Origin of the sequence: Trichocoleus sp. DQ-A1 (genome assembly GCF_039961955.1) — a bacterium.
Classification (GTDB): domain Bacteria; phylum Cyanobacteriota; class Cyanobacteriia; order Cyanobacteriales; family FACHB-T130; genus FACHB-T130.
In genome coordinates, this window is record NZ_JAMPKE010000043.1 from 1 (window position 1) to 23,872 (window position 23,872).

At 45.4% G+C, this 23,872-nt stretch carries 16 protein-coding genes and 1 pseudogene; 9 read left to right on the forward strand and 8 right to left on the reverse strand.

Features of this window, described 5'->3' with window-relative positions:
• The 5 genes and pseudogenes from NDI33_RS24755 to NDI33_RS24775 form a co-directional block, all read left to right on the forward strand.
• A pseudogene (locus NDI33_RS24755) lies at nucleotides 1-100 on the forward strand (IS982 family transposase); the annotation flags it as partial.
• A gap of 236 nt (nucleotides 101-336) precedes the next feature.
• Entirely contained in the window at nucleotides 337-1,287 is a 951-nt protein-coding gene (locus tag NDI33_RS24760; RefSeq protein WP_190533911.1) for a phosphoribulokinase, read from the forward strand.
• Between the two features lie 128 nt (nucleotides 1,288-1,415).
• Nucleotides 1,416-2,147 carry a DNA repair protein RadC gene (gene radC, locus NDI33_RS24765; protein ID WP_190410022.1) on the forward strand — a complete coding sequence of 244 codons (732 nt, stop codon included), beginning with the start codon at nucleotides 1,416-1,418 and terminating at the stop codon, nucleotides 2,145-2,147.
• Between the two features lie 486 nt (nucleotides 2,148-2,633).
• Nucleotides 2,634-3,560: an RnfABCDGE type electron transport complex subunit D gene (locus NDI33_RS24770; protein ID WP_190410021.1), complete on the forward strand. Its 927-nt coding sequence runs from the start codon at nucleotides 2,634-2,636 to the stop codon at nucleotides 3,558-3,560.
• 29 nt (nucleotides 3,561-3,589) lie between these two features.
• Nucleotides 3,590-4,948, forward strand: coding sequence for a DUF2330 domain-containing protein (locus tag NDI33_RS24775; RefSeq protein ID WP_190675701.1), 1,359 nt, complete (start codon nucleotides 3,590-3,592; stop codon nucleotides 4,946-4,948).
• 76 nt (nucleotides 4,949-5,024) lie between these two features.
• Here NDI33_RS24775 and dtd read toward each other — a convergent pair whose 3' ends face one another.
• Nucleotides 5,025-5,480, reverse strand: a complete 456-nt coding sequence (gene dtd, locus NDI33_RS24780; RefSeq protein WP_190675703.1) for a D-aminoacyl-tRNA deacylase — start codon at nucleotides 5,478-5,480, stop codon at nucleotides 5,025-5,027.
• Between the two features lie 126 nt (nucleotides 5,481-5,606).
• Entirely contained in the window at nucleotides 5,607-6,746 is a 1,140-nt protein-coding gene (locus NDI33_RS24785) for a GTP-binding protein (RefSeq protein WP_190675705.1), read from the reverse strand.
• Nucleotides 6,747-7,293: 547 nt separating this feature from the next.
• Here NDI33_RS24785 and cysS point away from each other — a divergent pair.
• The 3 genes from cysS (at nucleotide 7,294) to NDI33_RS24800 (ending at nucleotide 12,442) form a co-directional block, all read left to right on the forward strand.
• Nucleotides 7,294-8,811, forward strand: coding sequence for a cysteine--tRNA ligase (cysS, locus tag NDI33_RS24790; RefSeq protein WP_190675707.1), 1,518 nt, complete (start codon nucleotides 7,294-7,296; stop codon nucleotides 8,809-8,811).
• 445 nt (nucleotides 8,812-9,256) lie between these two features.
• Nucleotides 9,257-10,795 carry an ATP-binding protein gene (locus NDI33_RS24795; protein WP_348245679.1) on the forward strand — a complete coding sequence of 513 codons (1,539 nt, stop codon included), beginning with the start codon at nucleotides 9,257-9,259 and terminating at the stop codon, nucleotides 10,793-10,795.
• A 552-nt stretch (nucleotides 10,796-11,347) separates the two neighbouring features.
• A complete protein-coding gene (locus NDI33_RS24800) occupies nucleotides 11,348-12,442 on the forward strand; it encodes a tetratricopeptide repeat protein (RefSeq protein ID WP_190675709.1) in 1,095 nt (364 codons plus the stop codon).
• Between the two features lie 118 nt (nucleotides 12,443-12,560).
• Here NDI33_RS24800 and NDI33_RS24805 read toward each other — a convergent pair whose 3' ends face one another.
• The 3 genes from NDI33_RS24805 to NDI33_RS24815 all read right to left on the reverse strand — a co-directional run bounded on the left by NDI33_RS24805 (nucleotide 12,561) and on the right by NDI33_RS24815 (nucleotide 16,172).
• Entirely contained in the window at nucleotides 12,561-13,565 is a 1,005-nt protein-coding gene (locus NDI33_RS24805; RefSeq protein ID WP_190440522.1) for a ribose ABC transporter permease, read from the reverse strand.
• Nucleotides 13,562-15,106 (reverse strand): sugar ABC transporter ATP-binding protein, encoded by a 1,545-nt coding sequence (locus tag NDI33_RS24810; protein ID WP_190527183.1) that lies wholly within the window; start codon nucleotides 15,104-15,106, stop codon nucleotides 13,562-13,564. The genes NDI33_RS24805 and NDI33_RS24810 overlap by 4 nt, the downstream gene beginning before the upstream one ends.
• A gap of 88 nt (nucleotides 15,107-15,194) precedes the next feature.
• Nucleotides 15,195-16,172: a substrate-binding domain-containing protein gene (locus tag NDI33_RS24815; RefSeq protein WP_190440527.1), complete on the reverse strand. Its 978-nt coding sequence runs from the start codon at nucleotides 16,170-16,172 to the stop codon at nucleotides 15,195-15,197.
• 1,021 nt (nucleotides 16,173-17,193) lie between these two features.
• On the opposite strand from NDI33_RS24815, the gene NDI33_RS24820 reads away from it, so the two are divergent.
• Nucleotides 17,194-19,338: a peptidase domain-containing ABC transporter gene (locus NDI33_RS24820; RefSeq protein ID WP_190410012.1), complete on the forward strand. Its 2,145-nt coding sequence runs from the start codon at nucleotides 17,194-17,196 to the stop codon at nucleotides 19,336-19,338.
• Between the two features lie 10 nt (nucleotides 19,339-19,348).
• Here NDI33_RS24820 and NDI33_RS24825 read toward each other — a convergent pair whose 3' ends face one another.
• The 3 genes from NDI33_RS24825 to NDI33_RS24835 all read right to left on the reverse strand — a co-directional run bounded on the left by NDI33_RS24825 (nucleotide 19,349) and on the right by NDI33_RS24835 (nucleotide 23,839).
• On the reverse strand, nucleotides 19,349-20,080 hold the full coding sequence (locus tag NDI33_RS24825) for a hypothetical protein (protein ID WP_190410011.1): 732 nt from the start codon (nucleotides 20,078-20,080) through the stop codon (nucleotides 19,349-19,351).
• Between the two features lie 1,012 nt (nucleotides 20,081-21,092).
• Entirely contained in the window at nucleotides 21,093-21,797 is a 705-nt protein-coding gene (locus NDI33_RS24830; protein WP_190675711.1) for an actin-binding WH2 domain-containing protein, read from the reverse strand.
• A 329-nt stretch (nucleotides 21,798-22,126) separates the two neighbouring features.
• Nucleotides 22,127-23,839 (reverse strand): adenylate/guanylate cyclase domain-containing protein, encoded by a 1,713-nt coding sequence (locus NDI33_RS24835; RefSeq protein ID WP_242033133.1) that lies wholly within the window; start codon nucleotides 23,837-23,839, stop codon nucleotides 22,127-22,129.
• Nucleotides 23,840-23,872 lie beyond the last annotated feature (33 nt).

Genomic DNA, 23,872 nt, shown 5'->3' on the forward strand with positions numbered 1-23,872 from the left:
TCCTGTCAACTTTGCCGTCAATTTGATAGCCGGCTTAATTGCCTACTGCCACCAGCCCAAGAAGCCCTCCCTGATCAACGATGCTGCCTTGCCTGCTTAACCCGAACTCACGTTAATTTTAGAGACTGCTGAAGATTGCGATCGCAATCTGGCATTGCGATTAATTTACATTAATTTACTTGGCGGGTGCCGATATAAAGAACGCACTGGGAGCAACCTGCACTGAGAACCAACGCCCGAACAGCAGGCATTCTTGCGATCGAGTTGATCCCTATTCCCTCTACAATTGAACAATTCAGAATGTCCAGCAGGACTTGCTTTTGCGCGAGAGGGAAAATGAGCCATCGTCCGATTATTCTAGGCATTGTTGGTGACAGTGCCGCTGGGAAAACAACACTAACACGAGGAATTGCTCAGATATTAGGTGAAGAAAATGTCACCATTATCTGTACCGACGATTATCACAAGTACGACCGAATTCAGCGTGCAGAGAAGGGAATTTCAGCACTGCATCCCGACTGCAACTACTTGGATATCATGGAGCAACACCTGTCCCTGCTTCAAAATGGACAGCCCATCCTGAAGCCGATTTACAACCACGACACCGGGATGTTCGATCCGCCTGAGTATATCAAGCCGAGCAAGTTTGTGATTGTTGAAGGGCTTCTCGGTTATTCAACCATGAAAACCCGTGACTATCACGATGTAAAAGTTTATCTAGCACCGCCTGAAGCTCTACGCGCTGAGTGGAAGATCAAGCGAGATACGATGAAACGGGGCTATAACGAAGAACAGGTTCGCGAACAATTGAGAAAGCGCGAACCAGACTCAGAAGCATACATCCGTCCCCAGCGCCAATGGGCAGATATCGTGGTAAGTTTCTACCCACCTACAGACACGCCAGAGGAGAACAGTTCACACCTGAATGTGCAATTGGTACTCAGACCAACAATTCCACATCCAAGCTTGACCCAAATTTTGAACCCAAGCAGTCCTAATTACAAACCGGCAATTCGCCTGGAACTTGAGCGGGATATGGGTAAGCCGGTTGATGTGCTAGAAATTGATGGTCAAGCCACGAGCGAACAAGTCAAAGACTTAGAGCGGATGCTGTGTAACGACATCCCCGATTTACTGCCTTTCTGTAGCTTGGACGGCACCCCCAATCTGGGTACTCTCGTCGGGACAACTGGGGAAACGCTCCAAAGTTACCCTCTGGCACTGACTCAGCTACTGGTTGCCTATCATATGCTCAAAGCTGCAAATATCCACACAGTAAAGAATTAAAAAATTAAAAATGCAAAATTAAAAGTTGAATTTCTCAATTTTTAATTCTTAATTGTTTTCTTCTTGGCGCGATCGCAACTCTTGGGGGACTATCGGGAAAACTAGATATAGTCTTTCCCGGTGCATTTATGACCTATTGCCTCAGAATTGCAGATATACCCCTTAGCGAACGTCCTCGCGAACGATTAATGGCTCAGGGAGCCAAAAATCTTGCAACCGCTGAGCTAATTGCGATTCTGCTGGGCACGGGTCAAGGGGCCGGGAAACTTTCCGCTGTCGGTCTTGGGCAATACATATTACAGGAATTAAGTCAACATCAACGCGATCCGCTGGATATGTTACGAGATATCAGCGTTCAAGAGTTGACAAAAATTCCTGGTGTAGGGCCAGCAAAAGCAACCACAATTCTAGCAGCCGTTGAGTTAGGAAAACGGGCGTTTCTATCTCGCCCCGGAGTTAGCACCATGATTGATAGTCCTGCTGCCGCTGCTGCTGCGCTCAGTCATGAGTTGATGTGGCAGATGCAAGAACGATTTGCCGTGGTGCTGTTGGATGTGAAGAATCGCTTGGTGGGTACTCAAGTGATTACCATTGGCACTGCGACTGAAACGTTGGCTCCTCCCCGCGAGATTTTCCGAGAAGTCCTTCGCCAGGGTGCGACGCGGCTGATTATTGCACACAATCATCCGTCAGGGAGCATTGAACCCAGTCAAGAAGATATGGATTTGACCCGTCAGTTGTTGATGGGAGCGCAATATTTAAGTATTCCGCTGCTAGATCATTTGATTTTAGGCAATGGTGACTATCTGAGTCTGCGGCAAACAACAACCTTATGGGAGGAGTATCCGCAGGGGGATTGAAGTCGTGACAACGTCCCCATAACCTCTATGCTTTACCCACATCTGTTGAACACCCTGTCACGCTACGGGAAAGGGCGAAGCCTTTGGATAGCGAGTTGCCCGTTTTTGTCCTCAAGTTATCGCTCAAATGCGAAAATCCCTACAGGGTTTTTGGACTTATGGGTAAAGCATAGCCATTAATCTTAGGGGCTTCTCAATTTCACAAGTGAGAGTTGCTGATTCATGAAGCAGTCGGGGATCTAAATCGCTGGCTCATAACTCAAATAAGATTTCTATATAGACTACTTTTGAAAAGCTTTCTAAAATTCATGAAAAGCATTGGCAAGATCCCTCGCTTCTCCAAGAAGTCTGGGAGTTGAATCGCTGGTAAAAACCGTCTTAACTAACCGGCATCTTTGTAACAATTTCTGTAACAGAACCCCTGTTCGCATCTTATTGCGTCTAGATTCAGGAGAAAGATACGGCTAATCTTACTATTAATCGGCAATGCTGCTAAAAGATGTCCGAGACTATCAAATTCTGTTTCTATCCTTGTTCCTGTTCTTAGGTATTTGGACAAGAGACTGGACGCTAAGACCGGATCTAATTCTAGTGGTCATGGTAACTTGTCTGGGGACTCAGTGGCTAGCAGTATCGATTAAACAAAATTTATTCAATTTGCTTCCGGTACAAGATAATTGTCCCAATGAAATTGATTCTGTTTTAACAAATGTTCCTATCAATCTTTCATTACGGAGTGCTTTTATTACGGCTTTAGGTCTGAGTTTGCTCCTAAGAGCCGATAGTTACAGCACAATGATTTTGGCTGGTTCTTTCGCAATTCTCAGTAAATTTATTTTTAATTTTCGGAATAAGCATTTTTTTAATCCTGCTAATTTTGGTATTATTGCCGCGCTTATCTTGACAAAAGATGCCTGGGTTTCGCCCGGACAATGGGGAGATGAATGGTGGTATGCGCTGTTATTTGCAGGCACCGGGGGCACGATTTTAAAACGAGTTGGTCGTTGGGATACAACTGCTGCTTTTTTAGGTTCTTACGCTTTGTTGGAAGCTACTCGCAATATTTGGCTTGGCTGGACATGGGATGTATTTTTACATCGATTGATGAGCGGTTCTTTGTTGTTATTCGCTCTATTTATGATTACAGATCCTCGTTCTATTCCTAACGCTAGGAGTGGGCGTTTAGTATGGGCAGTTTCTATTGGCTGCTTAACTTTTTTCTTGCGAAATCAATTTTTTATTTCTACTGCTGTTTTCTGGGCTTTATTCGCCCTTGCACCTATGACCGTTCTGTTAGATTTTCTCTGGTCAGCACCCCGATTTTCTTGGGCGGAGACTTCCTCACAGACCTTCAGTACTTCAGTCATCGACAAACCTGAGGAAACTGAATCTGAGACGTATCTACAAGTGTAAGTTTTTATTAATTACTAGCAGAGGTAACAATGAAGTTATTTCGGATCTGTAAAACTTTAGTGATAACGCTTCTGGCTGTTATTTGCTTTGCTCCGACAGCCTGGGGATTTTGTGGATTCTATGTAGCGAAAGCGGATACAAAGCTTTACAATAAAGCGTCGCAAGTAGTAATTGCTCGCGATCGCGCTCGCACTATTTTAACGATGGCGAATGACTATCAAGGGGATGTCAAAGACTTTGCCCTGGTTGTCCCCGTTCCGACAGTGCTTCAGAAAGAACAGGTTCACGTTGGCGACCCTAAAATTATCGAGCGATTGGATGCTTTTAGTGCGCCGCGACTGGTGGAATATTTTGACGAAGATCCTTGTAATTCGGTCATGTACGAGAGGCTCCCTGCACCAGCATCCGCACCAACGTCAGGCGGTGCAAGAGCTAGCAGGGATGAAGACAATAGCTTGGGTGTCACTGTAGAAGCTCGTTTCAATGTGGGAGAGTATGACATTGTTATTCTCAGTGCAAAGGAATCAAACGGTCTAGAAACGTGGCTAAATCGTAACGGATATAAGATTCCACGGGGTGCAAAACAACTGCTGCAACCTTATATCCGGCAAAATATGAAATTCTTTGTTGCAAAAGTCAATCTTAAAGAATTTCAAAATTCCGGCTCTCAATTTCTGCGACCTCTACAGATGGCTTACGAATCTCCTAAATTTATGTTGCCGATTCGTCTAGGGATGATTAACTCTACTAGCGAACAAGATTTGATTGTTTACGTTTTATCGCCTAAAGGACAAGCTGAAGTTACCAATTACCGAACTGTAAAAATCCCCTCGGATGCTGAAATTCCAGTATTCGTCAAAAATGAATTTGGTGATTTCTACAAATCGATGTTTCAAACTTCATACACTCGTGAAGACAAAAAGGTTGCCTTTTTGGAATATGCCTGGAACATGGGAAACTGCGATCCCTGTTCTGCCGAACCTTTAAATCCAGAAGAACTGCGAAAAGCCGGTGTTTTTTGGCTAGAGAATTATCCTTCGGATGCCCGCGAGTCAGCACCTTTCCGTAGAGCCGTTGTTCCCTCTAATAATGTTTTTATCACCCGTCTCCACGTCCGGTACACCCGCGATAAATTCCCGGAAGATTTGGTGTTTCAAGAAACATCAAATGAACAAAGTTTTCAAGGTCGTTATGTCCTTCGTCATCCCTTTACAGGAGATGTGAAGTGTCAAGCGGGTCAACAGTATAAACAGTCTTTGACTAGACGATTTGAACAAGAGGCGCAGACTCTCGCCAAGCTGACTGGGTGGAATATTCAGGATATTCGGAAGAAAAGGCCTGTTGCACAAAGCAGTTCTAGACCTTGGTGGCAAAACATCTGGCCTTAATAATGACCTAACATTTTAACCCTCTTTCCTGCAAAGGAAGGGGGCATTTACAGCTTTGGAGTCAATGTTATTCAAGTTAAGTCGCTTCTCGTTCTAGCAGCAAAGTAACAGGGCCATCATTTTCAATTGCTACCTGCATCATCGCCCCAAATTCGCCTGTTTCTACGCGCAAACCGCTCTGGCGCAACTTAGCGATAAACTGTTCGTAAAGATTTTGAGCGATCGCAGGCGCAGCAGATTTATCAAAAGAGGGGCGGCGTCCTTTGCGACAATCTCCATAGAGGGTGAATTGGCTGACTACCAGCAGTTCACCCTCAATTTCTAGGATGGATTTCTCCCAACGCCCGCTACCATTCTGTTCATCTGGAAATAAGCGTAATTCCAGACATTTACGAGCCATCCACTCCAGTTCGGCTTCGGTATCTGTTTCGGCAATGCCTACGAGTAAATTAAGTCCGCGCCCAATTTTACCGACTACTCGATCTGATACCTCAACTTGTGAGGATTTAACTCGCTGAATGACAACGCGCATAATTAGCTTCGATACATCTGTCGGGACATGACAATGCCATGTCCCGACCAAAAATTAGAGCCGCAATCTATTTGACCTAACTGAGAAAAGCGATTAGGAATTTAGCAATTAGCTAATTCCTAAAAACTATTTCCCAAAGCCTTTACCGCGAGAAGTAGAAGGCAGACAAACACAACTTTTGATTTGTTGTTGCAGAGTTTCTTTATCTAAATCCTGACCAATCAGTACCAGCTGGTTTTTTGGTTTTCCTGCCCAGTCTTCATCATCGATGGAGAAGCGTTTGCCGCACAAGTGGAAGATATGACGCCGAGGACTTTCATCAAACCAAAGAATCCCTTTGGCACGGAAGACGGTAGAGGGCAACTGATTATCTAAGAAATTTTGAAATTTCTTGATCGCAAAAGGCTTGTCGCTTTCAAAGGAAATCGAGGTAAACCCGTCATTTTCCAAGTGGTGGGAATGATGATCGTGGTCGTGATGGTCGTGAGTGCAAACGCCATGATCGTGATCGCAACTACTATGATCGTCGTGATGCTCGTGATGATCGTGGTCATGACCGTGGTCGTGGTGGTGATGGTCGTGACCCTTTTCTGCCTCGTCGTTTTGGAAATATTTGTCAGTCTCAAATAAACCGACGCTAAGAAGTAACGGCAGCGGAACCTGTCCCTTGGTGGTTCGCATAATCCGGGCACCGCCTTTCATATCCCGAATTCTGACTTCTAAGGAGTCTAAGTCGGCTTCATCCACCAAGTCTGCCTTGTTGAGCAGGATGATATCACCGTATGCGATCTGGCTGGCGGCGGCTTCGCTGTTGAATAAATCGAGACTGAAGTTTTCCGAATCTACCACCGTAATGATGGAATCTAGACGAGTCATGTCTCGCAGTTCGGTACCTAAAAAGGTAAGTGCCACTGGCAGGGGATCTGCGAGTCCGGTTGTCTCGACTACCAGATAATCGACCTTTTCTTCGCGTTCCAGAACTTTGTAGACGGCTTCGACGAGATCGTTATTAATGGTGCAGCAGATACAACCGTTACTTAACTCCACCATGTCCTCGCCGGTGGTGACAATCAGCTCATTATCAATGCCGATCTCACCAAATTCATTAACCAGAACAGCGGTTTTGACGCCTTGCTGATTGCTCAAGATGTGATTGAGGAGGGTGGTTTTGCCACTGCCAAGGAAACCTGTAATGATCGTCACGGGTAAGCCGTGCTTGGGGGCATCTATCTCTGGAGATTGACTGGGAGTGGTGGCTGGTTGCATAGTGCGACTTTCAGATTTTCTCAAAAAACGTTGATAGAGCTATACGTAAATTACTGTAGGAGCTAAGCGCTAAGCAGAGTGTAGGTTTAGATCCCGATGATGGCTTGAAATGGAGATCCAACCTTTTACTTTATAGCAAGCGAACAGCTTCGCATACGCGCTAACAGAGCGATCGCTCTCTCCCTCCAGCTTACCTAACTCCGAAGAAGGCATTCTCCAATCCTTTTCGCATCGCCTAAGCATTTTTCATCTTGAAGCGAATTTCGCTCAGTAAAGCAATGTTGTTAGCGTTAGTGTTAGCGGATGCGAACTGACAAGTCAGCGCTAGGCTAACGCCTCGCTTCGCTAACGCTATCGCGTTAAGTCGATGTTGAAGCGCATGATGTTGTGTTGAAGCCGCATTGCTCCCTAGTTACTCTCTTAAGCACCTACTTTTTGAGACTTAATTAGCGACAAAGTAAAATTTTAATTCGGATGAGTGGATGGCTTGCTGACCAGGGAATTTAAAATACTGATACAGATGCACTTTATTTCTTAAGTTCTAGGAATGGCCCTAACACTCTACAACACCCTCACTCGTCGCAAGGAAGCCTTTGAACCCGTTGAACCCGGTAAAGCCGGGATGTACTACTGCGGCGTGACGGTGTATGACTATTGCCACTTGGGTCATGCAAGAGCTTGCATCGTCTGGGATGTGACGCGCCGTTATCTGCAATTTGTCGGCTATGACGTGCGCTATGTGCAGAATTTTACCGATATTGATGACAAAATCCTCAACCGGGCACGGCAAGAAGGTTCGTCAATGGAAGAAGTCGCCGAACGCTACATCCAAGCTTATTTTGAGGATATGGCGCGGCTGAATATCAAAGAAGCGGATGAATATCCGCGTGCTACACACACGATCAATGGGATTCAGCGGCTGATTCACGAGTTGGAACAGAAAAATTTTGCCTATCCCGCTGCGGGTGATGTTTACTATGCGGTGCGTCAATTTCCGGAGTACGGTAAGCTGTCGGGACGCAAGTTAGAAGATATGCAAGCGGGCGCGAGTAACCGGGTGGAGGTGGAAGACCTGGAAGCGTCCAAGAAAAGAGATCCGTTTGATTTTGCGCTGTGGAAGGCGGCAAAACCGGGGGAACCCGCCTGGGAATCGTCTTGGGGTGCGGGTCGTCCGGGGTGGCACATTGAATGTTCGGCAATGGTGCGCGATCGCTTGGGCGATACAATCGACATCCACGCTGGCGGTGCTGACTTAATTTTCCCCCACCACGAGAACGAAATTGCCCAATCGGAAGCGGTAACTGGCAAGCCGTTAGCGAACTACTGGCTGCATAACGGGATGGTGACGGTAAATGGGGAGAAGATGTCTAAGTCTCTGGGCAACTTTATCACCATCCGCGAGTTATTAGATCGAGGAGTCGATCCGATGGCGGTACGGCTATTTGTTCTTACAGCCCAATACCGCAAGCCGATTGATTTTACCGATGAAGCAATACAAGCCGCGACAAACGGTTGGAATACGCTGAAAGAAGGTCTGTTGTTTGGCTATATGTGGGGATCGCATCGATTACTTAATTGGGTAACTGACATAAACTCAGATTCCAGCAACTTGGCAATGTTAGACTCCGATGCTGTAGAGCGATTCCAGACAGCAGTTGATGATGACTTGAATTTTCCAGGTGGTCTAGCAGTTCTGTTTGAATTGGCTAAGAATCTACGTCGTGAGAGAAATCTCCTCTCCCATGTAGAGCAAATAGATACTCCTTCACAAGTGTTACAGCGGCAGTGGCGCACGCTCGTCCACTTAGCGCAAGTCTTAGGGTTAGAAGTTCCCAAGCCAATTGCCCTAAGTGCAACCATCCAAATAGACAACTCAAAAACTAGCTTACAGGCTGTAGTAAAGCATGGTTTCAGCGATGCAGACATTGAGGCGATGATTCAGCAGCGCCAGGAAGCCAGGATTGCGAAAAATTTTGCTGAAAGCGATCGCATTCGCAACGAGCTACAAGCCAAGGGCATTACTCTAATTGATAGCCCGGATGGTACACGATGGCATCGTAACTAAGATGAGCATAGCGGCAACTGCCTATGTTGCACCAATAGCGATCGCCTTGACGAGATTTTCAGCAGGAGCGATCGCTTTCTTCTTTCTCACCCTCACTCTCGTCATCTGAGTCTCATCCTGACTTTGCCAGCGCTGTTTATAACGCTTTTGAGTTTAGCAATTTGGCTACCTTGGCTGATTGCTTGATTAGGAGAGTGGCTAAAAGCCTACAAAATGGCATCTACACAAAAGAAGAGTGCTAATTCACACCCGTGGTAGAGGCTTTGCTTTTAAAGTTTCCGTATGGTGTATCGAACAACACGTAAATTTACGTAAGCGATCGCGATCGCTGTTTCCGGATTAAGCGATCGCAAACGTGTAGAGATCGGTAGCACTACGCAGCTTTTTCAAAAGCTTGATAGTAGCCATACTGAATCAGGGCATTAACAGAGGTGCGATGGGACTGATGCACAAAATTCCAGAAGACACTTCTCACTGGACGGACTACTCACAAGAAATGCTAAGCAGGACTCAACAACAAGTAACGCCCTGGGCATGGATTGAGCAAGCATCAGTAACCCGGACTGAGGATTTTGAACAAAGCCAAAAAGAGGCGACTTCCCAACCGTCACCCCTACATTTAGATTCGACGCTAGAAGAATTAACGCTCTACGACGCTAGCATCGAGTCGGAACGTGCCGTAGAGGAAGCAATCCAGATTTTTGAAGCGAACCCATTGCTTCCTGGCATGATTATTACCGAACAAGGTAATTTCGTCGGAATGATTTCGCGACGGCGCTTCTTTGAATCTATGCGCCGTCTCTACAGCTTAGAGTTATCTTCCCCGCCCTCTCTGAAGGCACTCTACAGCATTGCCCGATGTGAGATTTTAGTATGCGATCGCAACAGTTCCATTGTCGAAACTGTACAGCAGTCCTTAAAGCGATCGCCCGAACTCATTTACGAACCGATCGTCGTGCAACTGCAATCGGGAATTTGCAGACTCTTAGACGTACATCAGTTACTGATTGCTCAATCGCAGATTCATCAACAGGCAGCAGAAGCACTGCGGCAATCAGAAGCTCAATCCAGAGAGAAAACAACCCAGTTAGAGCAAACCCTGCATGAACTCCAGCGTACTCAAGCTCAACTGATTCAGACCGAAAAAATGTCTGGGTTGGGACAAATCGTTGCCGGTATCGCCCACGAAATTAATAACTCTGTCAGCTTTATTTATGGCAATCTCACCCATGCCAGCGAGTATGCCTACGACTTGCTGCACTTGCTGCACCTGTTTATCCAGCACTATCCTCAGCCAGTGCCAGAGATACAAGCAGAAATGGAAGACATTGACCTGGATTTTCTGAGGTCAGATTTGCCGAAACTTCTATCTTCAATGCAGGTAGGTGCAGAACGGATCTCTGAGATTGTTCTTTCCCTGCGGAACTTCTCTCGGCTCGACGAAGCAGAAGTGAAGTGTGTCAATATTCACGAAGGCATCGACAACACGCTCCTGTTTCTACAAAATCGGCTCAAAGGCAGAGGTATACGCCCTGATATTGTGGTTCAAAAAGACTATGGCGACCTTCCTTTTGTAGAATGCAATGCTGGGCAACTCAACCAAGCATTCATGAATATCTTCTGCAATGCAATTGAGGCACTAGAAAAGGAAATTAGTCACAGACAAGGAAATACCCATTACCCATCACCGATAATTCGGATTCGCACGGAAGTCGGAGATAACAATCAAGTTGTAATTCGGATTGCAGACAACGGCATTGGGATGACCTCGGAGGTACAGCAACGATTATTCGATCCTTTCTTTACGACTAAACCTATTGGCAAAGGAACTGGCTTAGGGTTGTCAATTAGTTATCAAATCGTGGTAGAAAAACACAGCGGTCAATTGACCTATATTTCCGAAACGGGCAAAGGAACAGAGTTTGCGATCGCGATTCCGATTCAGCAGTACAATTCATCCGCTACTCTGTCTCAGTGCGCCTGAGCCAAAATTGCTGCTTGTCTTTTTCTAAACCTTTTTAACTCAATTGTTATGGCAATCCTATTTGAGTGTGGATGCTAGTAGTTCAGATCCCCGACTTCTTTCTCGAAGTCGGGGATCTCGCCTTCACGAATCATTGAGGGTTGCGATATCAAAGTATAGGTACAGTGGATTTCTGTTAGCTGCCTCATTTCAAATTTGGTAGATTTCCCGCAAGAGAAAACCGCTTCCTCTATCTACCCACATTTCAGGGAGGAGAGATAGAGCCAGAGACTTAGACTTGCTTTGGATTTTGGGAAATTGCGAGTAATCAATCGGATTGGATATTACTACCTAATTAGACAGATTAATTTAACATTAGTACAACTCTTTAGATAGACGAGCCAAGAAAATAATAGAGGTAGGGTTTTAACAAAGAGTTTCAAGAAATATGTCTTTAGGCTGCTAACTGACGTAACTGATTGAAGGTCAATTTTTTTACAACCAACATTTGTTCGCTTTTGGCAAGAAAGCTGCCAAAGTCAGTATTTTTTAGCCTAAGTTCAGGATATTCCCATGAGTACGCAAAATCAGAAACATTCGGTTAAAAAGCTTGTTAGCTTGATGAGCGTTGCTGGCGCTAGTGTTTTCCTCAGTTTTCCAGCATTAGCCCTCATCAATTCCAACTCTAGTACGAGAAGCCAACAATTATTAGCTCAGAGTACTCCAGGTGGGGCACAAACAAATCCATCTGGCGCTGGTGCTAACCAACAAACTCCCGCTGGTACGGGTACGGGTACTAACCAACAAACTCCCGCTGGTACGGGTACGGGTACTAACCAACAAACTCCCGCTGGTACTCGTACTGGGCAACCTAACTATGAGGTAATTAGCCCAGGAGTTGTGCAACAGAATCCGGCAGGTGCGGGCACTACCCAGCAAACTCCAGCCGGAACTGGCACTGGTACAACTCAGCAAACTCCAGCCGGAACTGGCACTGGGCAACAGAATCCGGCAGGTGCGGGCACTACCCAGCAAACTCCAGCAGGCACGGGAACTGGTACAACTCAACAAAATCCAGCCGGAACTGGCGCTGGGCAACAAACTCCAGCAGGCGCGGGTACAACTCAGCAGAATCCCACAGGTACAGGTACTGGTACTGGGCAACAAACTCCAGCAGGTGCGGGAACTGGTACAATTCAGCAAAATCCAGCCGGTACAGGTACTGGACAACAAACTCCAGCAGGTGCGGGAACTGGTACAACTCAGCAGAATCCGGCAGGTACAGGTACAGGTACTGGGCAACAAACTCCAGCAGGTGCGGGTACAACTCAACAAAATCCAGCCGGAACTGGCGCTGGGCAACAAAATCCAGCAGGAACGGGCACTACTCAGCAGAATCCAGCCGGAACTGGGACTGGGCAACAAAATCCAGCCGGAACGGGCACTACTCAGCAGAATCCCGCAGGTAATACTCCAGGGGCTACGCAACGGAGTGGTCGGCAGGGGAATTATACTCAGTACATGAGACTTGGGTACGCTGCAACCCAACAAAGGGATTACCAAACTGCTTTGATTAACTTTAGAAGGGCGCTTAATTTACGTCCTGGGGATTCGTATGCGACACGAGCGATTAGCAATGTAGAAAGCTATCTTCAACGCAGTCGTTAGTTAAATCTTCGGTGAGGATCGGCAAACAGGGAGTCGCGATCGCGACTCCCTGTTTTTTAGACTAATTCTGCCTGACGCGCGATCGCTTCCTACCAGTCTGTCATCGGAAGCTCAACACTTACGCAGCGCTAGTGCGGGTGCGAAGTTTGTCAATCGTCACGGCAATAATGATCACAAGACCTTTAACAACTAACTGCCAGAAAAATGACACGTTCATCAGGGTTAACCCATTGTTGAGGAGGGCAATAATTAAAGCACCCAGTAAAGTCCCCCAGATGGTGCCAATGCCACCCGTGAAGCTGGTTCCTCCTAAAATGACGGCAGCGATCGCATCGAGTTCGTAGCCTTGCCCTAACATACCCGTCGCACTGTAGAGGCGCGAGGCGCTCATCACTCCGCCTAAACCGGAAAGCAACCCACTCACACCATAAACAAATAACAGCACCCGACTCACCTTAATTCCTGTTAGTCGTGCTGCCCGTATGTTACCGCCTACGGCGTAAATATGCCTTCCCAATACTGTCCGTCTTAAGACAAACCAACTCGCTACAACGGCAAGCAAAGCAATCACAACTAGCCAGGGAATGGGACCAAGATAATTGTTGCCTATCCAAGCAAAATTTAGATTTCGATTTAGAACGGTCGTGCCATTAGCAACTAAGTAAGCAACACCCCGCAAAGCCGTATAAGAACCAAGCGTGACGATAAAAGGTGGCAAACCTAAATAGGCAATCAACGACCCATTTAGTAAGCCTAACCCTAATCCCGCTAATAGGGCGGCTGGTATGGCAAGTAAACCAAGACCTGGGATCAACGAGACAAGCACCCCGACAACTGCTGTCACGCCCAAAATTGACCCCACAGAAAGGTCAATTCCTCCGGTCAAAATGACAAATGTCATCCCGGTCGCTAGTACGATATTGATCGATGCTTGCCGAATGACATTAATCAGATTTCCGGGCGAAAGAAAGCTCGGCGTAACAATTGAAAAAATTATACAGATTGCAACCAAAATTGGTAGGATACCAGCAACCTGAATGAAATTTTTCCAAGCTTGACGATTACTCGCTTTAGAGCGATCGCTCGTTCCATTTCTGGTGGTTCTTACTTCTGTTTGACTCATGATTTTGCTACCTCTCTTGCCCCTGTGGCATAACCCATGATGTTCTCTTGTGTAATTGCTTCCCCAGTCGAGCCGCCTACTTCACCAACCAGGCTTCCCGCACGCATCACCAAGACGCGATCGCTCATTCCCACGATTTCCGGCAGTTCGCTGGAAATCATCAAAATGGCTACACCTTTTGCTGCCAGATCGCTAATAATTCGATAAATTTCGCTTTTCGCGCCGATGTCAACACCGCGCGTAGGTTCATCGAGCAAAAGTACCTTGGGATTAATTGCCAACCAACGGGCTAGCAATAACTTCTGCTGATTTCCCCCAGATAAATCCATTGCCCTGATGCTTGGGCTGGCAAGACGAATCCCTAAGTTGCTAACGGCATCAGCCACAATTTTAAAAAGAGATTTTGAGTTGATGATGCCAGAGGTTGCCTCTCGTCCAAGGACATTCATAGTGATATTTTCACCAGAACTTATCTCCAGAAATAGACCGAGATCCTTACGATCTTCTGGGACATAGGCAATTCCCGCTTTAATTGCATCATCGGGTGTCGAGATATTGAGAGAACGACCTTCCAGTTTTATTTCACCGCTAGCCTTTCGGTCAGCACCAAAAATAAGACGAGCAATTTCAGTTCTGCCTGCGCCAACCAAGCCTGCTAAACCAACAATTTCCCCAGCATGCAGTTTAAAACTCGCAGATTTTACCTTGCGCCCATCACTTAAATTCTTTACCTCAAGGACTACTGAGCCAGGATGGGTTTGACGCTTATGTTCGTATAAATCCTGTAAAGAACGACCCACCATCATTTCTACTAAGCGAGGGGCGGAAATTTCACTCCTCTCCAGAGAGCCTATATACCCGCCATCTCGAATCACGCTAACGCGGTCAGCAAGCGCATAAATCTCTTCCATCCGATGGCTAATGTAAATAATCGCAATCCCTTCATTCCGCAAGCGGCGAACAACCTCAAAAAGTTTCTCTGTCTCTCGGTCTGAAAGCGCTGCTGTCGGCTCATCCATTACTAGAATGCGGCTCTTGTGTTTGAGCGCCCTAGCAATTTCAACTTGCTGCTGTTCTGCAATGGAAAGGGTTGAAACCAGGTCGCCCGCATCAAAACTCGCGTCGAGGTTTCTCAATACCTCAGATGCTTGATGCCGCATTCCGTCTCGGTCAATGAAGGTGCCTCCTTTCTTAAGCTCACTCCCCATAAAAATGTTTTCAGCCACGGTCAGATTTGGGGCGAGATTAAGCTCTTGATAAATAATGGCTATACCCAAATCTCTGGCTTGACCTGGGTCTGTCATCTTAACAGCTTGACCGTCAATTCTGATTTCCCCTGCATCGGCTATATAGGCTCCAGCCAGGATTTTCATCAGCGTACTCTTGCCTGCACCATTTTCACCCATAAGGGCATGAACTTCCCCAGGATAAATAGTGAGATTTACATCATGCAAGGCGGTGAAACCATTAAAGGTTTTTGTAATTCCTTGCATTTCGAGTACGGGTTTAGTTTTTATTGAGGGTTGAGTGCTACTTGCCATCAGAAATCCCTGTAATGTTTGTGAAAATACGATTCAAATTGATGGATTATCAAGTCATAAATTGGTGCAATTAACGACAAAAACTTGGTTATTCACTTGTCCAGCCTTTATGCTGATTCACGTTTTCACGAGTAACCAACGTGACTGGAATGAGAATGTCTGGATTGGCAGGCTTGTTCCCTTTGATAATGTCATTCCCGACCTCTACTGCCTTGGCTGCCATGCGAAAGGGATCTTGAGCCGCAGTCGCAACAAATAAGCTATTTTCCTGCTTGAGCGCATCTAGAGCTTCGGGTGCGCCATCGACGCCAACAATAAAGAACTCTTTGCGTTGCGCTTGTGTAGCAGCTAGCTCCGCACCAATACCACAAGGGTCATTAATTGCAAAAACGGCATCAATTTTTGGGAAGGATGTGAGCAAATCGCTCATGACTCTCAACCCACCATCACGGCTACCTTCTGCATTCTGATCTTTTGAAAGGATCTTGATATTGGGATATTTGGAAAATACGCTCAGACATCCTTGGACTCGCTCAACAACTGAAGCAACAGGAGGTCCGTTGATAATTACAACATTGCCTTGACCCTTCAATCGATCGGCAATGTATTGACAACTTACTTCACCTGCTTGCACGTTATTGGAGGTAACAGTGGCATCAACACCTCCTTCAGCGGCAGTATCAACTGCAATGATTGGAATTCCTGCTTGTTTAGCTTTTTCAACCGCTGCAAAAATCCCCTTACTGTCAGCAGCATTAAGTATAATCATGCTGACATCTGAGGCAATGAAATTTTCAATTTGATTAAATTGCTGATTTAAATCGTCCCCGCTGGAGACGAGGGTTGTGCTAACGTCCGCACCGCCAATTCTCTTAGCTGCCGCCTCTGCACCCTTACCAACTTGTACAAAGAAGGGGTTGCCGAGATCGCGCACTGTGACAGCAACGGATGAAAGTTCTGAACTGTTTTGTTGGCTGTTTTGAGTGTTCTGGGGAGCTGACGTGCAACTCACAAGAGCGCTACTAGCTAGACTAAAAAGACTCAATGCGATCGCTACTCGTTTCACCTTTAAACTCCAATGAATAATCATTTGGAAAGAGTCGCGCGAATCTTAGCCCGCAAACCAAAAAGTAATCCTTTCAGATTGAAGCTTTAATACCTTAAGTTTTAGGTAATAAAATTCCAAATATAGGGTTATACAATTCCTTTTTCTTTCTTGCTAGTAAAATTTTCTCAATTCAATTGCTGGAACGCTTATTTAAAGAAAAATGTTCAGGAAATCCCTTCTTGCTTCCTCCTAAGAAAAGTTATTTTTTCCTAAAATTTATTAAAATTGTGTAAGCGTTTTAGAGTTTCAAAACTAGAGAAAACTTTTTAGCAAAAGCCACTAAAGGTTTTGTTTAAAGGCTTGCAGAGTCTTCTTCTATTTGACTCGCGATATCGTATATTTTGCGACTTAAATACTGAGTTAGCATCAATCTCAAGATAGAGGAAAGACATTTAAAACAAGCAAATTTTATTGAGTTTTGTGTATGAGTTCTTATAAAGATTGTTGGGATTATTCATTCAATGCTTAAGAGGTAGGCTAAAGTAGTTATAGCTAAGTAATACGGCTTGTTAATAATTAATAATTTTTTGTTTTAATGTATTTGATTTAATGTAAAGAGGTAGGACTCTTGTCAAGAGGCTGGGATTGTTCAAACGCCTCATATTAGATGCAAACGTCATAATTGCAGAAATGTTTGACCAAGGGTTTTATCAAACATTCATGACAAGTTATGTAAATGTGGTTACTTGCGTGTTGATTGAGATTTTCGTTTTGGCGCGATCGCTCCCATCGTTGAGCTGGGTTGATGAAAACCCAAGTATGCATCTACTGCTTTGTGATTGATGCTGGTTGCTAAAACTGACTGAGGCGGTCACGAATGTCAAAGGGAAGCAGCCACGATCTTCTTGTAGTGACTGCTTTTGAGCGCCTCCTAACTCTATCAACCGTTCAAGTTGACCATTAGATTTTGTCTATAGTGCGCCTATAGTGTGTTAGTTACCGAACCGCATAAATCCTGACACTATGGCATGAGTTAAGCATGAAGTACGAGCATGTCTTACAACACAGTGAAGAAGACTGCGGAGCGGCGTGTCTTGCTGCGATCGCGAAACACCACGGGCGGACTTTTACGCTCAACCGCATCCGTGAAGCCGTAGGCACTGGACAGCTAGGAACCACATTGCTAGGACTCCGGCGGGGTGCAGAAGCACTCGGTTTTAATGCTAGAGCAGTGAAAGCTTCACCACAGATTCTTGACAAATTGAAGCAAGCACCGCTACCAGCCGTCATTCACTGGAAAGGCTACCACTGGGTTGTTTTATACGGGCAACACCGGAAAAAATATGCGATCGCCGATCCCGCTGTCGGCATCCGTTACCTCACTAAAAACGAGCTAGCGGCAGGCTGGACAAATGGCATCATGCTGTTACTAGAGCCAGACTCCGCCCGCTTTTTTGCCCAAGTTGATGATAAAGTTGGCGGTTTTGGGCGTTTCTTTAAACCCGTCTGGGCTTACCGAGGGATTCTGGCTGAGGCATTTATCATTAACCTTGTCTTGGGGTTGCTTTCCCTGACATCCCCCTTCCTCATCCAAATCCTCACCGATGATGTGCTGGTTCGGGGGGATACCCAGCTACTAACGGGTGTCGTGACTGCTGTTATGGTGATGAACGTTGTATCCAGTAGCCTCAGACTGGTGCAATCTAACCTAATCGCCCATTTTTCTCAACGGCTCCAATTAGGCTTAGTTTTAGAATTTGGCAGAGCAATTTTGCGTTTGCCGCTTTCCTATTATGAAGCTCGTCGCAGTGGCGAAATTGTCAGCCGCTTGCGAGATATTCAAGAAATTAATCAGTTAGTTTCTCAAGTCGTTGTCAGCTTGCCGAGTCAGCTATTTATTGCCATCGTTTCTTTTAGTTTGATGTTGTTCTACAGCATCAAACTAACAAGTGTTGCTGTGTGCATTGCTGTTGTTATGACAATTTCCACAATTATTTTCCTACCGACACTGCAACAAAAAACTCGGAGCTTATTAGTCTTAGAAGCAGAAAATCAAGGCATTTTAGTTGAGACTTTTAAAGGGGCACTGACGCTCAAAACGACTACATCTGCACCGCAATTTTGGGAAGAATTTCAGAGTCGCTTCGGTCGCCTTGCTAATATCACCTTCCGGACAATTCAGATTGTCATTATCAACAGTACCTTTTCTGGATTAGTTTCTAGTATTGGTAGCGTCATTTTACTTTGGTTTGGCAGTAGCTTGGTGATTAGTAAAGAATTAACTATTGGGCAACTGTTAGCTTTTAACGGCATGAATGGAAACTTTCTAGCGTTTATTGGGGCAGTCGTGGGATTTGTCGATGAACTCACTCGCGTTCAAACCGCCACCCAACGTCTTACGGAAGTAATTGACTCTACACCAGAAAATCCGGTTGATGACAAAAGACCCTTTGCTAAAATTCCGGGAGATGCAGATATTATTTCCACAAATCTCAACTTCCACCACGCTGGCAGAACTGACCTTTTAGAAGATTTTTCGCTAACAATTCCTGGAGGAAAAGTTATTGCACTCATTGGTAAATCTGGCTGCGGTAAAAGCACCCTGGCGAAGTTAATCGCTGGATTATATTCACCACATTCTGGAAATCTCCGCATTGGCATGTATAATTTGCAAGATTTATCACTTGATTGCTTGCGACAACAGGTGATTCTCGTTCCTCAAGAGCCTCACTTTTGGAGTCGCTCAATTGTGGAAAACTTCCGCTTAGGTTCCCCTCACGTTGCATTTGAACACATTGTGAGAGCTTGCCAGATTGCGGGTGCAGATGAATTTATCAGCAAGCTACCCGACAAATATCAAACCGTTTTGGGTGAATTCGGGGCAAATATTTCTGGCGGACAGCGGCAACGATTAGCAATTGCCAGAGCGATTGTAAACGAGCCGCCAGTTCTGATTTTAGATGAATCCACGGGGGGACTCGATCCGGTGAGCGAAGCGCAAGTTTTAGAGCAGTTGCTGTCTCACCGCCAAGGCAGAACCACCATTTTAATTAGCCACCGCCCCAGAGTAATTAATCGAGCTGATTGGATTGTTTTTCTGGAGCAAGGTCGCTTGAAATTGCAAGGTTCTCTGGAGGAGCTACAAGCCCAAACTGGCGCTCATTTGGACTTTTTGATTCCCTAAAGTGAAATGATTATTTTACAGAGGCATTGGTGAGGTTAACATTGCTGGCAGAGGATGCGGAGAGGCTTTTTATGGTAACGTTCGCCGTGGCGGATGTCGTGTTGTCGCCTAAGAAAATCAGGTTGGAAGTTGTGTAAGGGTTGAGATATCCGGGAGGCGGTGTAAATCCGGTATATTGACGCAGATTGCCTTGCAAAACAGGAAAGGTAGAACCGTTCATAAACAGTTGATACTGGTTGTCTTTTACATACAATACATAGTTATTCATCGTTTTCTGGACGTTGAAAGTTACTTTCTCGCCTTGAGTAAAACCAACGTTTTGCGCCCAGATGCTATTTTGCCAGAAACCTAATTCCAGCCCATAAGGTTGCGTTTCACCAGAGACGCCATTGCTCATCACAATCAGACTGAAGCCTGCACGATTGTTGTTGAGGTGAGTTTCTGAACTCACCTTGACGCTGAAACTGATGCTATATCCGGTACTGCGGTCAAGCAGCACTGGCGATACTTTGAAGTAGCCTGCTTGATTACTGGTATTACCCGTATTCAAAATAGTGCCTTCAGTGGAAGGCGTTGCAGTCGGTACAGGAGACTTAAAAGCATTTTCTTTATATTCCCATCCTTGTTGAGCGGGCGTTTGATTTGGCTGTGATACGCCGTCGTAAAGAGGAACGGCGTTAGCAGAAGTGGCTCCCATCGCTAAGGTAAAGCCAACAGTAAGGGCGGCTAGAGTTTTTTTCATGAGTTTGTTTCCTTTGATGACCATCTCGTAAGTAAAAAGCCGATGTTTATAATTTTTTTGCGGGTTGGACTAGCATGAGAATGCAGGTTGTCTTTGAGCTTTAACGCCAAAATTGGCTCAGGAGATTTTGGATGGTACTTAAGACAGAAGACAGAAAAAATTAGTAGTTGCGGGATTTTTAATTGTCATTGCTACCTGTTTCTCCTACCTACCACTTCCAAAAACGTTCATCGCTTAACAAACCTGCAACACCTTACAGGGGCGAGACAAAGCTTCTAAAAACTTCATAACTGGAAGCGATCGCTCTCATACATCTCATAAAGCCGATGTATGACACTAGGAACTCTCGAATTCCTAATCAATCCTGATTCCAGATACTTTACATCTTGCACCTACCAAATCAAAGCTCTGCCTTGATTCCTCTCGTTCTCTAGGCTGACGCTTAGAAACGAGGGGTGGATGGATTGTTGCCTTCCCAGTTCCCAGAGTAAGGTGCAAAATGTCCGTGTTCCCTACCCTACACTCAAACATCCAAATTCAACGAACTGTAGCTTCGCCACTGAAATGAGTAGATTTCACCGCTGATCTGAGGATATTGCTATCCGTATTATCACCGATGAAATAATCCTTTACTCTAAATTTATAATTTAGGGGCTTTAAATGAAGTTTCTGTGAATTAAGCGCGATCCTGCAAGCGATCGCATCATTTTCTGATATTAATCGTGAGCCAGAATCACTTGTTAATATTATCTAGCCGAAGTTTTTTCCTTAAAAACAGTAACGATTTACTACAGAAGTTACAACTATCAACTATCTATCGATATATATAGCAGTTCTCACTTTGTTTCGATATCTACTCGTAACCTCACCCCTAACCCCTTCTCTGAAAGAGAAGAGAAGCAGGGGTGGGGTTATGTACTGCCTCCAAACAAGAATTCCGATATTTTAGCTAAGACCGAGCTAAGTAGGATGGACAATCCTGAACGTAGACAAGTGCTATTTGAGTGCAGCTTTAATTAAAACCTAGAAGGTGTCCAATTGCTTTGAAAATACTCAGATAAAAATTCCCTTCCATCGGTCGAAACAATACAAATTGTCCAGGAGTTCCAAAAAAGGGTCTGAGTGTCCAACCTAATTGACAGCCAACTAAAGCATAAAGAATTAACCAAAATTTCAGAACTCTGGTACGAGTTTCTTGTGCTGATTCGCTATCTTGTACGGACATAAACTGTATTCCCTGATAGAGGAAAGTGACGCCAGTCAATCCGGTGAGAGCAAAAATACCCACATTTAACAATACAAAAAATTGGTAGTTGTGGGCGGTCAACAGAAAAACTAGCGCTACGGGTGCCAAGCTAAATTCTAGAACGCTAATCACGGCGACAGAGGTCAGAAGCATGGCGAAATACTGTCCAATACTTTTGCTTGAGCCAAAAAGGATGCTGAAAAAATATAAAGTTGGCAAGCAAAGAATCAGCGTGATTAAGTAGAAGCAGGGAAGTTTAACAGCAGAGGACAATGCTTGTAAAAGGCTATGAGATGAACCGATAATTGCGCCATAGGCGGCAAAAAAGAGGGAACTACAAACGAGTAGAGAGGTGATTTTACTGGGAAGTCTCACGCCTTGACGAATTTCTTCCATAAATCCTTGGCGATCGCGTAGCAGCCCCATTAAGACGGTAAAGTAGTGAGTGGTTTGAAATTCTTGTTTAATCATGGTGCGATCTTTTGACTCAGAGCCAAGAGAGGTTTAATAATAAACTGGGGATGATCTACATTCCTTAACCTCGCTTTTTCGAGTTGAGCCGGAAATATTTAGAGATTGCCTTGTTCGCAGTCCTGAAAAACGTGAGAATCGCAAGTCTTCTACAAAAATCTATAGTGGAATCGCGCTAACTTCAGCCCTGAACTAAAGTTAGGGATAAGAGCGAAATTCAGTTGAAATTGGCCCGAATCATGGGGAAACAAAGGCTTTCAACCTGTTTTAAGCTTTAGCTTTAAGGTGAGAGATTTATTTCAAGGCTCTTATATATCAGTACCATTCATCTATCGTGAATCGTCTTGATGTCTGCCTTTGAGGAGAAAGCTTTTCATCTCCCCTTTACCTTTTACCTGAATAGTTCCCCGTTCCTGAAACTGGTACTTATGCCGTAAGCGTTCATAAGTTGCTCCTGTCACTTGAATGCAACCCGCAATGCCTTGGGATTCCATACGGCTAGCAATATTTACCGTATCGCCCCACAAGTCATAGATAAACTTTTTCGTGCCAATAACACCTGCAACGACGGGACCCGTATTAATCCCAATTCGGATGGTGTAGTGTTGAGGGCGAGAGGTAGACAACGCTTCACCAATCTTGGTACTTAAGCAAGTCATTTCCTCCAGCATATCCAGTGCCATTTCCGCGATCGCTTCCGCGTGATCTTCTGAAGGCATTGGCAGTCCTCCTACCACCATATAAGCATCTCCAATTGTCTTAATTTTCTCCAAACCGTGGCGATCTGCCAGTCGATCGAAGGCTGAGAAAATCTGATTGAGCAACTCAACCACATCAGTTGGGGAAATCCGAGCCGAAAGCTCAGTAAAACCAACAATGTCAGCAAACAATACCGTCACATCGGCAAAGTTTTCCGCAATCGTGCGCTGTTCCTGTTTTAATCGATGGGCGATCGCTTCTGGAAAGATATTTAGCAGCAGACGCTCAGATTTTTCCTGTTCTGCTTGCAAATTTTTTAAAGCAGTGGCGAAGATATTCGCAATCACTCCAGATAGCAACACCGCCGTCAATACTGTCATCGCTTGCAGTACCGTAGCTAGCGTGCTGGTTCGGGCGATTTCAAGGCGCGATCGCTGTACGTCAGCATTTGCCAACCCAATTACTTTAGTGGAAACACTTGCCGCTTGCTCGTCAAAAGTGCTGATTTTGCTTCTAATTTGAGCGTCGAGGTTGATAATTTCTCGGATCGCTAACTCGTAAGCATTCAGATACTCCCACGCCGCCGCCTTCTGAGTGGCATTGAGTTGGGGTGCTTGTTGAATTCCCTGGCGCAAACGTTCCACCGCCTCATACACCGCCTGGATTTTGTCCTCCTGACGGTTGGAGAGATATTCTTTCTCCACCGACTGCATTTCCCGATATAAAATCATCAACTCCGAACTGGCAGAGAGTTGCAGCGTGTCGTGCAATAGCCGCGAATTTTGCTCTAACCGCGCCAGTACCCCCACATCATCGATTCCCAGCGTCCCCACCAACGCCACAGCTTCTTTAAAGCTGCTAGCATAGCGCTCGACAAGCTCTACATAAGCCACCAATTCCGGATTGCTCCGACGCAAAGCATCGCTAACCTTCCCACCATTGAGTAACTCTTGCAACTGGCTGCTGATATCCAGGGCTTTGTCAATTTGCTCCCGATGCGCCTGGACATAATCCTGGCTAGCGCTGGAAAATCCCATAGAAGGCCAGCTCAAAAAAAAGTCTTTTTCCAGTTGGCGGGCGTCCTGTAAGGCGGCATCCATCTGAAATACTTTTGCCTGCACCTCAATGCTGGTGAGAATCGCCGCTTCTGTCTCTCGCACCACTGCATTCAGCGACAGCCAGCTCGTCATCGCGACTTGTGTAATCAGCAGCAGCAGCGCCACAACTGCCCAAGTAAACTTGCTGGTAATGCTCAAGCGATGCCAGAGTTTACCTAAGGATAAAGGATGAAGTCTCAAGCGTGAAGTATCAAGTGTAAAATTTCCTCTTTTAGGCTTCATCATGCTTGCCTCTATGGTTTCTTTTACCCTTACCGA